This is a genomic window from Vibrio sp. T9, assembly GCF_003123985.1.
GTDB lineage: Bacteria > Pseudomonadota > Gammaproteobacteria > Enterobacterales > Vibrionaceae > Vibrio > Vibrio diabolicus.
This window is the reverse complement of sequence record NZ_NIGY01000007.1, coordinates 1-13,055: the sequence shown is the minus strand read 5'-3', so window position 1 is coordinate 13,055 and position 13,055 is coordinate 1. Positions and strand designations below refer to the sequence as shown.

Sequence of the window (13,055 nt, the reverse complement as noted above, 5' to 3'; positions counted from 1 at the left end):
CTAATGAAACAAATTTGACCATAAAGTGCTCGGATAGAAGAGCCTACATCACGCTCCTTCGTCGCTGTGCAGGATGACGAGATACAGAAATATGCCCACTCGCTGTTAAACGAGCGGCATTATCCGTACTGGAGGCGTTTTTGCTTGTTTTCGTTAGCAGGATTCATAGACCGTTGCCATTTGACGAAACCTACGATTGCAGCGCTGGCAAAATCTTTGAGAGCTTATCCAACGTTTCTTGATATTCAGAAGCGCAATCGCTATCTGCAACGACGCCGCCGCCTGCCCAAGCGTACAGTTTGTGATTCTCCGCTACGAGAGTGCGGATGGTGATGCTGGTATCCATACGACCATGGCGAGAAATGTAGCCAATACTGCCGCAATACGCGCTACGTCGATGTGGCTCTAATTCTTCAATGATCTGCATTGCGCGAACTTTAGGTGCGCCCGTAATTGAACCGCCTGGAAAACACGCTCGCAGCAAATCTGCAGGAGAGTATTGTTCATCCAAATTCGCACGAATGGTGCTCACCAAATGATGCACTGCGGGGAAGCTTTCAATTTCAAACAGCTTTGGCACGTGAACGCTCCCCGGTGATGCAACTCGACCAATGTCATTACGCAGCAAATCGACAATCATCAGGTTCTCTGCTTGATCTTTTTCTGCTGTCTGCAAGTCATGGGCATTAGCGTTATCTTGTTTTGAATCTTCGCTGCGTGGGCGAGTACCTTTGATTGGTTTCGTTTCAATGACGCGATCTTTGAGCTCTAAAAAGCGCTCTGGAGAGATACTCAAAATTGAAGACTCAGGCATACGGATAAACGCTGAGAATGGCGCTTGGTTGGCGGACTCCAATTTCAGATACGCTTGCCACTCACTGCCTTGATACGGTGCGTTAAAGCGCTGCGCCAAATTGATCTGATAGCAGTCACCGCTCAACAAGTATTCTTGCACCTTGTCAAAGCGAGTAGCGTAGCTCTCTTTCGTCATGTTTGACTGCCAATCACCAGACAGAGCGAAGTCTACGCTTTGCTCTGCTTCTTGCTCGTCTAACCATTGCCAAGCTTGCTCGATATTCTGACCGACTAGGCAGGCTTTTTTAAGCTTGTGGTCAACAACGACGGCCCATTCATACAGACCTACCGCCATATCGGGCGTGTTGAGGTCCTTTTCGGCCAGTTCTGGCATCGTTTCTACGCGTCGACCTAAATCGTAACTGAAGTAACCGAGCGCTCCGCCGACAAAAGGCAAATCCAATTCTTTATTTAACTCAACGTGAGGAAGCCACTGTTCCTGCAACTGATGAAGCAGCGCGAATGGGTCATCTTGAGTTGAATAGGCATTCGATGGTGTTTCAACTTGTGTGCTTTCGGCAGTGGTTTCTAACGTTGCAATTGGGTTGGCAACCAACACATCGAAGCGACTATCGATATGCGTTTCTGATGCAGAACGCAGCAACATCGCCCAAGGCTGGTGTTGAATGCGAGAAAAGAGGTGAAGAGCAAACTCTGGTGCGTATTCCAGCGTTTTAAAATCAATGAATTGATTGTCCATGTTGTTCATTTGTGTAATTTGTGACAAAGAGATCGTTCACTGCATGGCATGTCATGGGCAGCAAGAGTATCATATTCCTCTGTATAGCCAAACTCCCTCTATTCATAGGGTTTTGAGATGGTTTACAAGTAGGCGACTTCAGCGTTTCGTGTGTCGATATCAGCCGTTCGACAATTGTTTATAAAAAAACGAAGCTCAAAAGAGCAATAAGCTCAACAAACACGATTGAAGCCAAGCCAATAATGGAAGCATAACTATAACGAGGCATGTAATGACGGTAATACGCAAGCAGGATGTGATCAGCAGTGTCGCTGATGCGCTACAGTATATTTCTTACTACCACCCGCTAGACTTTGTTCAAGCTCTTGAAAAAGCCTACCACCGCGAAGAGAGCCAAGCCGCTAAAGACGCGATTGCTCAGATCCTAATTAACTCCCGAATGTCCGCAGAAGGTCACCGACCAATTTGTCAGGATACTGGTATCGTGACGTGTTTCGTCAACATCGGTATGGGCGTGCAATGGGACTCAACCGACATGACGGTTCAGCAGATGGTAGATGAAGGTGTTCGACAAGCGTATACGAACCCAGACAACCCGTTGCGTGCGTCAGTACTTATGGATCCTGCCGGTAAACGTATTAATACCAAAGACAACACGCCTGCTGTCGTACACATCAACATGGTTCCGGGCGATAAAGTTGAAATTCAGATCGCAGCGAAGGGCGGCGGTAGTGAAAACAAAACTAAGATGGTGATGCTAAACCCATCTGACGATATTGCTGAGTGGGTAGAGAAAACGCTACCAACAATGGGCGCGGGCTGGTGTCCACCAGGCATGCTTGGTATTGGTATTGGCGGTACGGCTGAAAAAGCAGCAGTATTGGCAAAAGAATCTCTAATGGAACACATCGATATTCAAGAGCTTATTGACCGTGGCCCACAAAACGCAGAAGAAGAACTTCGTCTTGATATCTTCAATCGCGTGAACAAACTTGGTATCGGTGCGCAAGGCCTTGGTGGTTTGACGACTGTTGTCGACGTTAAGATCAAAACGGCGCCAACGCACGCGGCTTCTAAGCCTGTTTGTTTGATCCCGAACTGTGCGGCGACTCGTCACGTACACTTCACGCTTGATGGCAGCGGCCCAGCAGAGCTCACGCCACCTAAACTAGAAGATTGGCCAGACATTACTTGGGAAGCGGGAGAAAACACGCGTCGCGTAAACTTAGACACGATTACTAAAGAAGAAGTACAAGAGTGGAAGACAGGCGAAACCGTTCTTCTATCAGGTAAAATTCTGACTGGCCGTGATGCAGCGCATAAACGTATTCAAGGCATGCTAGATAATGGCGAAGGTCTACCAGAAGGTGTAGATCTCAACGGTAAGTTCATTTACTACGTAGGTCCTGTCGATGCAGTTGGTGATGAAGTCGTTGGTCCTGCTGGTCCAACAACATCAACGCGTATGGATAAATTCACCGATATGATGCTAGAAAAAACAGGCATCATGGGCATGATCGGTAAAGCTGAGCGTGGCCCTGCAACGGTTGAATCTATCAAGAATCACAAAGCGGTTTACCTAATGGCTGTCGGTGGTGCGGCGTACTTGGTTGCGAAAGCGATCAAGAAAGCTCGCGTTGTCGCATTTGAAGATTTAGGTATGGAAGCGATTTACGAATTTGAAGTTGAAGATATGCCAGTAACAGTGGCTGTAGACTCAAATGGCGTTAACGCGCACCAAATCGGTCCTGACACTTGGAAAGTGAAAATCCAAGAGATGGAAGCGTAAGGCAAACGGTAATCTTACATTGTCTCAGGAGAGAGAATGTGACAAGGTGCTGATTTACCTAGCAAACATTTGACAAAAGTGCAGCGAAAACTGCACTTTTTGTCTATATAATGTAGATATAAACCTCAGGGCATAGCAATCAAACGTTATGCGAACAATAATTAGGAGACGGCATGCCTCGTTTTATTCAGATTCTACAAATTATTCTTGCTGTAGTGGTAGGTGGCTTTGTTGGCTACGACTTGATCCTTCACGGCATCAGCATCTTTGATGAGAAGTACGTGACCATCACGTGTGTGTTGTGGTTGATTTTAGAAATCGCTCTATTTGTTATCTATAAGTTGATCGAAGACGACTAGGCTTAAAGAAAGCGGGTTCCTGTTTAACATAGTAATCAGCGCATATAGAGTTACTAATGCTGTAGATTAAGTAAGCCTCTGAACCACTCAGGGGCTTTTCTTTTTTTAATACAGCATTAAGCCGGATGTTTTGTTCATCTTTTATTAAGGTATATAAAGTTAGACTCATAGAGTTCAGTATTGAAAGGTAAGTATTCATAGATTAATACCCGAAGTGGCTGATAACGTTGTTTTAGAGCGGAGCAAGATAAAGAAGCGCAATGAAAAGAATAAAGAAAGAAGTCAATGACTTTATCAACAGAGGTATGGACTCCAATGTTCGAATTGCCGTCACCGGGCTTTCTCGTGCCGGTAAGACGGCATTCATCACGTCATTAGTGAATCAGCTTCTCCATACCGCTACCCATGATAATTTGCCTCTTTTGACTGCAGCCAGAGATAAGCGTCTTATTGGAGCGAAGCGTGAACCTCAAGCGAATATGATGGTGCCACGTTTTGCTTACGACGAAGCGATGAGCCAGATCCATGCGACCCCACCTCAATGGCCAGTACCAACACGGGATGTGAGTGAGATTCGCTTAGCGCTCAAGTACAAACCAAATAAAACCACGAAAAAGCTGTTGAGTAAAACCGCAATTTTAAATGTTGATATTATCGACTATCCAGGAGAGTGGCTGCTCGACCTGCCGTTATTGGACATGGACTTTGCGACGTGGTCGCAAACTCAGTTTGATGCACTTAAAGGCCAGCGTGGCGATTTAGCCAAAGCTTGGCTGTCTGAATTAGAAAAGGTGGATCTTTCTGCTGAAGTGAACGAGAAACTACTCGAGAAAGTTGCGCATACATACACCGAGTACCTTCATGCCTGTAAAGACGCAGGTCTTCATTGGGTACAACCAGGAAGATTTGTATTACCTGGTGAGCTCGCAGGCGCGCCTGTGCTGCAGTTTTTTCCGTGTCGTGCTGGTTCGGAAAGCAAGGCGCTTAAGGGCAGCAACTTGGCGATGCTCGAAGCGCGTTTTCAGGAATACCAACAGAAAGTAGTGAAAGCGTTTTATAAGCATCATTTTGCGACCTTCGATCGCCAGATTGTGCTGGTGGATTGCTTGCAGCCTCTCAATGCTGGCGATGAAGCGTTTTACGACATGCGCCAAGCGCTAGAACAGATCATGCATAGCTTCCGTTATGGTCGTAGTAGCTTTTTGCGCCGTTTATTCTCACCAAAAATCGACAAAGTGCTGTTTGCTGCCACAAAAGCGGATCACATAACGCCCGATCAGCATCCCAATTTAGTGTCTTTGCTACAACAAATGGTGCATCCAGCGTGGCAAACCGCAGCCTACGAGAATATCGAGATGAGCTGCATGAGTATCGCTTCTATCCAATCAACCACGACGGGATTTATTTCTTCTGGAGATAAGACGATTCCGGCGTTACAGGGTACGACGTTGGATGGTGAGCCGATGACGATGTTTCCGGGAGAAGTGCCGAAAAAGCTACCAAATGCGGCTTATTGGCAAAACAACGGGTTTGATTTTACGTCATTCCGTCCAATGCCCTCACCGAATGATGAGCCAGTGAAGCATATACGCTTAGACAAAGCACTGGATTACCTAATTGGAGATAAATTGAAATGAGTGAGTTGAAGCAAAAACAAGTTTTCTCTGAAAAGGCAATGGAAAAAGAGCAGCAATCGAATCAACCGGAGTTGACGGCGCAGCAAACATTCGGCGAAAAAGAAACATTCGTACCTGTTGAAGTTAAAGAAGAGCGCCAGGAGACCGAGCAGGAATTACAACTCGAGCATGTCATTCGTCCAAAATCGGGCAGAAAATGGCTTGCGACTGGTGCATTTGCCACCTTTGCTGGTTTGGTTGGCTGGCAAGCGGTGGACTCGGTTATAACCGCAATTCAAACTTCTGATTGGCTGGCTTTAAGCTGGACGGGGTTTATTGCTGCGATCGCTTCGCTTGGTTTAGGGGCGATGGGTAAAGAGCTTTGGAAACTGCGCAAACTAAGAAATCATTTTAGTGTTCAAGAAGAAGCCGAAGCACTTGTTAATAGTGAGAGTGTGGGGAAAGGGAAAGCCTTTTGCGAAACAGTGGCAGAACAAAGTGGCGTGATGGCAGAGAACCCGGGCTTTGATCGTTGGCAGAACAGCATTAACCCTGCTCATAGTGATGCTGAAATCCTTGATATGTATGACTCGATGGTTGTGAGCCAACAAGACAAATTGGCAACGAAAATCGTATCGCAGCACGCAACCGAGTGTGCGGCCCTAGTCGCGGTGAGCCCTCTGGCTGCCGCTGATATGTTGCTGGTGGCGTGGCGAAATTTCAAAATGATAGACAACCTCTCCAAGGTATATGGGGTAGAGCTAGGTTACGCCTCTCGCATCAAGCTACTAAAAGCGGTATTTGTCAATATGGCGGCGGCTGGTGCCAGTGAGCTAGCTATTGATGCCAGTATGGACTTGGTGTCGATGGACCTTGCGGGCAAAGTCTCCGCTCGTGCGGGGCAGGGGCTAGGTGTTGGTATTCTAACGGCACGTTTGGGCTTGAAAGCGATGACCTTATTGCGTCCACTACCATGGTATCCTGACCGTCAGGTTAAATTGGGCACCATACGCAAGGCTGTGGCGGCGAAAGTTGCATCAATTACGATGAAACCGTAACGAATATCAACTTTGATGGATAGGATTGCTTGACGCCATTCCAAGCATGATAGAAACTACTGTCAACTTTTCCTGACAGTCGTGAATTGGGATATTTTCAGTGCGTCTTGAAGTCTTATGTGAAGATCGACTCGGCTTGACCCGAGAACTGCTCGATATTTTAGCGTCTAAAAGCATCGACTTGCGTGGTATCGAAATCGATATTAGCGGTATTATCTATTTGAATTGCCCGGATATTGATTTTGATACGTTTAGTGAGCTGATGGCTGAAATCCGCCGTATTCCGGGGGTGAAAGACGTACGTAAAATCCAGTTTATGCCGATGGAGCGCCACAATACGGAGTTGCTCTCGCTAGTTGATAACTTGCCCGATCCGGTTTTTGCCATCGACCTTAAAGGTGCCGTAGACATGGCAAACATGTCTGCACTTTCACTGCTTGGTCTTCACAAGCAAGAAGTAATTGGCACGCAGATCGGAGCTTTGCTGCCAAGTGTTCGTTTTTCTCGCTGGTCTGAAGGTGTGAATGGCAGAACGCGGGAAAACCTTGTGATTGATGGCTTGGACTATGTTCTTGAGTTGATGCCAGTTTATATCCGAGACGAAGCGCAAAACTCGACCTTAGCTAGTACACTGATGACGATTCGCTCTAGTCAGCAAGTCGCAAGAATTGAAGAAGCGCTACCGCTACATAATCCTCTGGGTTTTGAGCACTTTGTTGGTATATCGAACCGTCATAAAGCGCTAATGAACCAAGCTAAGAAGCTGTCTGTGCTTGACCAGCCACTGTTAATTGAGGGCGAAACAGGGACCGGTAAAGAAATGCTTGCTAAAGCTTGCCACAGCCGTTCTAGCCGTGCGAGCAAGCCATTCTTAGTTTTGAGTTGTGCTTCGATGCCTGACGATGTAGCGGAAACCGAACTTTTTGGTCATGCGCCGGGTTCATTTAATCATGAACAAGGTCACAAAGGCATCTTTGAGCAAGCAAATGGCGGGACAGTATTTCTTGATGAAATCGGTGAAATGAGTTCGCATCTTCAAATCAAGCTGTTACGTTTTCTACAAGATGGTAATTTCCGTCGTGTCGGTGCAGAAGATGAGATGCATGTCGATGTTCGTATCATCGCTTCAACAAAACATAACCTTGCCGAACTTTCTGAGGCAGGAATGTTCCGTGAAGATTTGTATTATCGTCTCAACGTACTTACGCTCAGCATTCCTCCGTTACGTAAGCGCTCAAACGACGTTGCACCATTGCTTGAGTTGTTTGTGGCGAAACATGCTCAAAAGCTTGGTATTGATAAGCCAGAGTTTGATGATGGCCTAGTTGATGCCCTTGCAAATTATCAGTGGCCAGGAAACATGCGCCAGCTGGATAACATGGTTCTTCGAGCACTCACTGAAATGGATGGTGGTATACTAAACGCGGAGCACTTCAATTTACCTCAGCCTCAATCAGTCGGCGCTGGTAGTGCGACGCTTAACATCGACGGTTCATTGGATGAGATCATGCGTGACTATGAATCTCAGGTTCTGGAGCGTTTGTATCAGTCATTCCCATCAAGCCGCAAGCTTGCTAAGCGCTTAAATGTATCGCATACCTCAATCGCTAATAAACTGCGTGATTACGGTATCCGCAAGAATTAATCGAATTGAACGAACAGACGGAATTAATCATTTGTAATGGAAGATAACAGCTCATCTATCGCCGTTCATAAGTTGGACGGTGACTTGCTTCTGCGTACCGCTGAAATCGGTGACGCAGATATGATTGCCGAGTATTTTCAAGCGAACCGAGAATATCTGAAACCATTTGAACCGAAACGTGAAGAAGCTTTTTTCTCAGTGAACGGTTGGTTGCAAAAGCTTATCAAGCTCAATGAGCTGCATCGAATGGGGTTGGGGTATTATTGCCTCTTGGTCAGAGCCTCTTCAGGTGAAATGCTAGGTACGGTATCCTTTAGTAATTTGAGTCGTTTCCCTTTTTATTCTTGTAACGTCGGATACTCTCTCGCTGAAAAAGCACAAGGGCATGGTTATATGCGTCGTGGATTAATTATGGCTTGCGACTACATGTTTAACGTTCAGAAACTGCATCGTATTCAAGCCGGGTACATGCCTCACAACAAACGTAGTGAAGCTGTGCTAGAGCATGTAGGGTTCAATCGAGAAGGGTATGCAAAAGATTACCTTTTGATTAATGGTGAATGGCAAGACCACGTTCTAACGTCACTTATTAATCCGAATTGGCAACCAGAAGGGCGATAGTATGGAGCGATTGGAAAAGCAATTAGCACTTGTAATCGAGCTCGATAAACTCAAAAGTATTTTGCGCCGAACCCGAGTTAAAAGTGCTGAAGGGCGTCTCGAAAATAGTGGTGAGCATAGTTGGCATGTCGCACTGATGGCAATATTGATGGAAGAGCATGCGAATGCGCCTGTAGATATTTGCCGAGTGATGAAAATGTTATTGATACATGACGTAGTAGAGATCGACGCGGGGGATACCTTTGTTTATGATACTGTCGCGTCTCAAGAGCAAGTAGAAAAAGAAATTAGAGCGGCAGAACGCTTATTTGGTATGCTACCTACAGATCAAGGGCAAGAATTATTAGCGCTTTGGCAAGAATTTGAAGCCGCGCAGAGTGATGATGCAAAATATGCAAAAGCGCTTGATCGTTTAATTCCCATGCTCTTGAACTACCATAACAATGGTCAAAGTTGGAAAGAGAATAGTGTAACGCGTGAACAGGCGCTTACCATTAATAAACGAATTGAATTTGGCTCTGTTACCTTGTGGGACAAAGCGAAAGAGTTGATTGAAGAAGCCACAGAGAAAGGTTGGCTGAAATCGTAATAAAGGAGACTGAATGTCTTATTTGCCTTTGGATGAATACCAAAGAAAATGGATTTTTACGCATCAGTCGATGCCTGTGCCAAAAGAAGATTTGGCTTTTATTAAGCCGATGAGCCAAGCTCGTTCAGCACAATTTTGGAAAGAAAATATTAGTGCTCAAAGCCCTGATATGGATCGACTTAGCTCCCAAGATTGGCCAATGAATGAGGCGAACTGGTCTGAAGTCGTTGATTGGATGGCTGCGTGGGAGTTGGATGATCCGGACATGCCAGCGGAAGTAGAAGCACATATCGATTGGCAAGACGATGTGACCGTTTACTTTTGCTACGAGAAGTACAATGTCATCGAAACTAAATGGTCGATTTTTAAAAAGCATTGGAAGAACTTTCTCTTTTATGATGATGGTCCAATATTGATTGGACGTCGCCGTTCACAAGCGCTTTGGTTTGATTCAAAAGGCAATGTGAAACTCGGTGTTCGTCAATAGCGAGTTATACAGCAAGCCACCTTTTCGAGGTGGCTTTGTTTTTCTAAAGGCTGGATAATGGACTCAACACGCCGCCAGCCCCGCGCTCGATAACGTGAGTATAAATCTGTGTGGTTTTTACATCGGTGTGACCAAGCTGCTCTTGTACTGTTCTAATGTCAGCACCAGACTCCAATAAATGTGTGGCAAAGCTGTGCCTGAGTGTATGGCATGTTACTGTTTTCTCGATACACGCATCCGTTGCAGCGCGCTTTACCGCTCTTTGTATTGCACTTTCATTGATATGATGTCTTCTGAGCTCTCCGGTGTCCCGATCTGTACTTAACTTTGTTGATGGGAATAAAAAGTGCCAGTTAAAATCTAGCTCCGCTTTTGGGTATTTACGTCGTAAACCTTCAGAGATGTATACCCCCGCATAACCAGGCATGTGTCTATCTTTAAAATAGTAATCTCTTGCTAAATTAACCTGAGCTTTAAGCGGCTCATGTAGCTCTTTTGCTAACGTTACGGTACGATTTTTACCTCCTTTTCCTTGCCAAACACGAACTGCGCCATAATCATAATCGATGTCCTGAACTCTTAAGCGCAAACACTCCATGACTCGAAGCCCTGAGCCATAAAGCAGCTGAATATGGAGTTTATACCTCGGGTCGATATGTTGAACGAATCGTCGGATCTCCTCCCTGGTTAACACAACGGGAAGTTTCTTTTCGGTCAGGGATTTCTGAAATCTCATATCAAGTGATAGTGGAGTTTTGAAATAATCACGATATAAAAATGATATTGAGTTCAGTGCCAAAGCTTGCGTTTTTACCGCAACTTTTTCTTTTACCGCTAAGTAACTCAGGAACTGAACTACATCATCTTCTGCTAGTGTTGAAGGGTGGGCAAGCTGGTGGAAAGTGATAAAGCGTTTTATCCAAAATAGATAACTTTCGATGGTTTTATTCGCATAATGACGAGTAAGCATGTGCTCTTTTACACTAAGTAAAAACTGACTTTTCATGATAAAGTTGACCTGTTTATTTATACAGTCTCTTTAATCTATCACCTCTTTTGTAATTAGCGTCCATTGCGCCGTCTAATTGCGCGCGCGACCACACATATTCATACTGTTTTTCTATTTGTTTCATGCATATAGGTGCTACGATTTATAGCGCTTTTGATCAGAAAGAGCGCGGTAGCTTGCCAGAAAGGAGGCAAATTGCCGTATAGAAAGCGTTATATGCTCTAGAGGAAATGGAGAACTCGATGCTCGAGACTGAAAGACTAATACTTAGCCCTGTAACCCCAGAAGATTCTGATATTTATACAAAACTTCTGACTTGCGCTGAAACAACAAGATATTTACCAGGTGGGAAGCCTTTTTGCTTGGAGTGCATTCAGAATTACGTACCAAGCAAAGTGGCTCACTGGTCGAAAGGCTATGGTACTTTCATTGTTGTGTTAAAGAGTAAGCCATCTCAAAAAATCGGTTATGCTGGCGTCGAGTTAGTTCCTGACTCGAGTTTTTCAGATATCAGGTATGCATTACTACCTCAATATCGAGGTAAAGGGTACGCTTTTGAAGCTTCAAAGGCAGTCTTAAATTTCACCTTGGAATCGGGTTTGGTGTCTGAAGTTTATGGTGTAGCGGTAATAGAAAATCTGGCATCAGAAAAACTACTCCGAAAGCTTGGTATGCAAGAATCCGCAGAACGTTTGTACGACAGTGATGACTTGGTTACTCTCTCCACTCAAACACGCATATAACAAAGCGTTTAAGACGGATTCACAACGCTTGGCAGTTTTGGTTTCAATAAAATTTAGTGTTTACGGCACAATGGTTTAGGCAAGGTGGTCGCGTTGTTCACCACTTAACGCGGCGTTATGTGCTTGGAGGGAAAATGCAATATATCGAAGTCAAAAGTAGCCAGATTCCGCTAGATTTGCTGCTTGAAGCTGATCCTTCTGAAGCGAGTATTTCTTCATATTTATCCGATTCATGGTGCTTTGCTGCACTAGACAGTGGGCGTGTTTTAGCCGCTTGCATAGTGAGGCCACAAACCAATAGCCTTGCTGAGATATTCAATGTCTCTGTATATCCAAAGTTACAAGGTCAAGGTGTTGGTTCTGAATTGCTTAAGTCAGTTCTGTCTCAGTTATCGAGTAAGGGAATCTCTCGTGTTGAACTGGGTACAGGTACCTTTGGTTATCAACTGACTTATTATCAGCGTCTTGGCTTTAGGGTTGACTCAATCGTCAAAGATCACTTTTTACTGAATTATCCAGAGCCAATCTATGAAAATGGTATTCAACACAAAGATATGCTGAGATTGTACGCACAACTTTAGTACGCACATAACAAAGCGTTCAAGAGGGATTCTCAACGCATGGCAGCTTTGGTTCAAAGTTTAGCTTTTGTGTCTATGGCACAATGGTTTAAGTTGGGTGGCATAGCGTTGTTCACCCCTTAACGCGGCGTTAGCTTTTCATGGGATTGTAATGAAAAACAGTGGATTAGATTTATTTAGGGATAATGTTGAAGTACTAATAGATCATATATCTGAGAATGAGTGGATAAAAGAAATCCCCGTTTTAGATAATGTTTTCAACATGCTATCACTTGTGACATCAATCAAAGATTCATTATTTGCAAAAAAATTAGAACAGTTTTTTGTAAGTTTAAATGAAGTGAGTGAAAAGGATTACCATAAAATAAAGCAGTTTTCTAAGACCGCTGAGGCCAATGAAATATCGGAAATGATAATTAATGTTTTAGATAAAGTTACAGATAATAAAAAACCAGAAATTATAGCTAACTTATTCATCGGATATATAGAAGATTATATTAATGTTAACGAGTTTAAGACTTCGCTAGAAATTGTTGATAAGTCGTATGCAGCAGATCTTGAAAGTTTTCTTTCTTGTGGTTTTAGTATCGTTGATTTCACTCTCAGTGATCTCATGACAAATAAAGTCTATAACATGATTTTTACACCTTTATTAGCTCGGACAGAAAATCCAGATAAGACTCATGTTGAGCATTATAGTATTTCGAATTTAGGTATCGCTTTTTTTGATGCTTATAACCACGGTGTCACACTTAGAAAACAAAGCTAACAAACTGTTCAAGAGGGATTCGCAACGCGTGGCAGTTTCACTATGCGTTGGTTTTAGTGTTTAAGGTGGTTTGCGGCGGCTTCTGTATTGCGTTGCTCACCCCTTAACAGGGCGTTAGCATGCGGGAGTAATATGAAGAAAATTCTCATCATCGGTAATTCTGGCTCAGGCAAGAGTTGGTTGTCGAAACAGTTATCCCGAAAACTTCAGTTGCAAGAAGTTAACTTGGACTCG

General features: G+C 44.4%; 13 protein-coding genes. 11 read left to right on the top strand and 2 right to left on the bottom strand.

Annotation, left to right across the window (positions count from 1 at the left end):
- Positions 1-190 precede the first annotated feature (190 nt).
- Entirely contained in the window at positions 191-1,555 is a 1,365-nt protein-coding gene (gene pabB, locus CBX98_RS15000; protein ID WP_109169674.1) for an aminodeoxychorismate synthase component I, read from the bottom strand.
- A 271-nt stretch (positions 1,556-1,826) separates the two neighbouring features.
- Between pabB and CBX98_RS14990 the strand changes: the two genes are divergently transcribed.
- From CBX98_RS14990 to CBX98_RS14955, 8 genes are all read left to right on the top strand, one after another.
- The gene (locus CBX98_RS14990; protein WP_005376905.1) at positions 1,827-3,344 is read left to right on the top strand and encodes a fumarate hydratase; all 1,518 of its coding nucleotides are present in this window, start codon (positions 1,827-1,829) and stop codon (positions 3,342-3,344) included.
- Positions 3,345-3,517: 173 nt separating this feature from the next.
- Positions 3,518-3,703 carry a hypothetical protein gene (locus CBX98_RS14985; RefSeq protein WP_012841654.1) on the top strand — a complete coding sequence of 62 codons (186 nt, stop codon included), beginning with the start codon at positions 3,518-3,520 and terminating at the stop codon, positions 3,701-3,703.
- A 260-nt stretch (positions 3,704-3,963) separates the two neighbouring features.
- A complete protein-coding gene (locus tag CBX98_RS14980) occupies positions 3,964-5,340 on the top strand; it encodes a YcjX family protein (protein WP_046876180.1) in 1,377 nt (458 codons plus the stop codon).
- The gene (locus CBX98_RS14975) at positions 5,337-6,377 is read left to right on the top strand and encodes a TIGR01620 family protein (RefSeq protein WP_109169673.1); all 1,041 of its coding nucleotides are present in this window, start codon (positions 5,337-5,339) and stop codon (positions 6,375-6,377) included. Before CBX98_RS14980 ends, CBX98_RS14975 begins: the two co-directional genes overlap by 4 nt.
- A 100-nt stretch (positions 6,378-6,477) precedes the next feature.
- Positions 6,478-8,022 carry a transcriptional regulator TyrR gene (gene tyrR / locus CBX98_RS14970; protein ID WP_109169671.1) on the top strand — a complete coding sequence of 515 codons (1,545 nt, stop codon included), beginning with the start codon at positions 6,478-6,480 and terminating at the stop codon, positions 8,020-8,022.
- Positions 8,023-8,058: 36 nt separating this feature from the next.
- Positions 8,059-8,643 (top strand): ribosomal protein S5-alanine N-acetyltransferase, encoded by a 585-nt coding sequence (rimJ, locus tag CBX98_RS14965; RefSeq protein WP_109169669.1) that lies wholly within the window; start codon positions 8,059-8,061, stop codon positions 8,641-8,643.
- A 1-nt stretch (position 8,644) separates the two neighbouring features.
- Positions 8,645-9,232 carry an HD domain-containing protein gene (locus tag CBX98_RS14960; protein WP_109169668.1) on the top strand — a complete coding sequence of 196 codons (588 nt, stop codon included), beginning with the start codon at positions 8,645-8,647 and terminating at the stop codon, positions 9,230-9,232.
- Positions 9,233-9,245: 13 nt separating this feature from the next.
- A complete protein-coding gene (locus tag CBX98_RS14955) occupies positions 9,246-9,719 on the top strand; it encodes a DUF2947 domain-containing protein (RefSeq protein ID WP_046876177.1) in 474 nt (157 codons plus the stop codon).
- Between the two features lie 43 nt (positions 9,720-9,762).
- On the opposite strand, the gene CBX98_RS14950 is transcribed toward CBX98_RS14955, so the two are convergent.
- The gene (locus CBX98_RS14950; protein ID WP_012841657.1) at positions 9,763-10,725 is read right to left on the bottom strand and encodes an integron integrase; all 963 of its coding nucleotides are present in this window, start codon (positions 10,723-10,725) and stop codon (positions 9,763-9,765) included.
- 245 nt (positions 10,726-10,970) lie between these two features.
- Here CBX98_RS14950 and CBX98_RS14945 point away from each other — a divergent pair, with 245 nt between their 5' ends.
- From CBX98_RS14945 to CBX98_RS14935, 3 genes are all read left to right on the top strand, one after another.
- A complete protein-coding gene (locus CBX98_RS14945) occupies positions 10,971-11,471 on the top strand; it encodes a GNAT family N-acetyltransferase (protein ID WP_109169666.1) in 501 nt (166 codons plus the stop codon).
- A 134-nt stretch (positions 11,472-11,605) separates the two neighbouring features.
- Positions 11,606-12,052, top strand: coding sequence for a GNAT family N-acetyltransferase (locus tag CBX98_RS14940; RefSeq protein WP_109169664.1), 447 nt, complete (start codon positions 11,606-11,608; stop codon positions 12,050-12,052).
- A gap of 151 nt (positions 12,053-12,203) precedes the next feature.
- Positions 12,204-12,821 carry a hypothetical protein gene (locus tag CBX98_RS14935; RefSeq protein ID WP_109169662.1) on the top strand — a complete coding sequence of 206 codons (618 nt, stop codon included), beginning with the start codon at positions 12,204-12,206 and terminating at the stop codon, positions 12,819-12,821.
- Positions 12,822-13,055 lie beyond the last annotated feature (234 nt).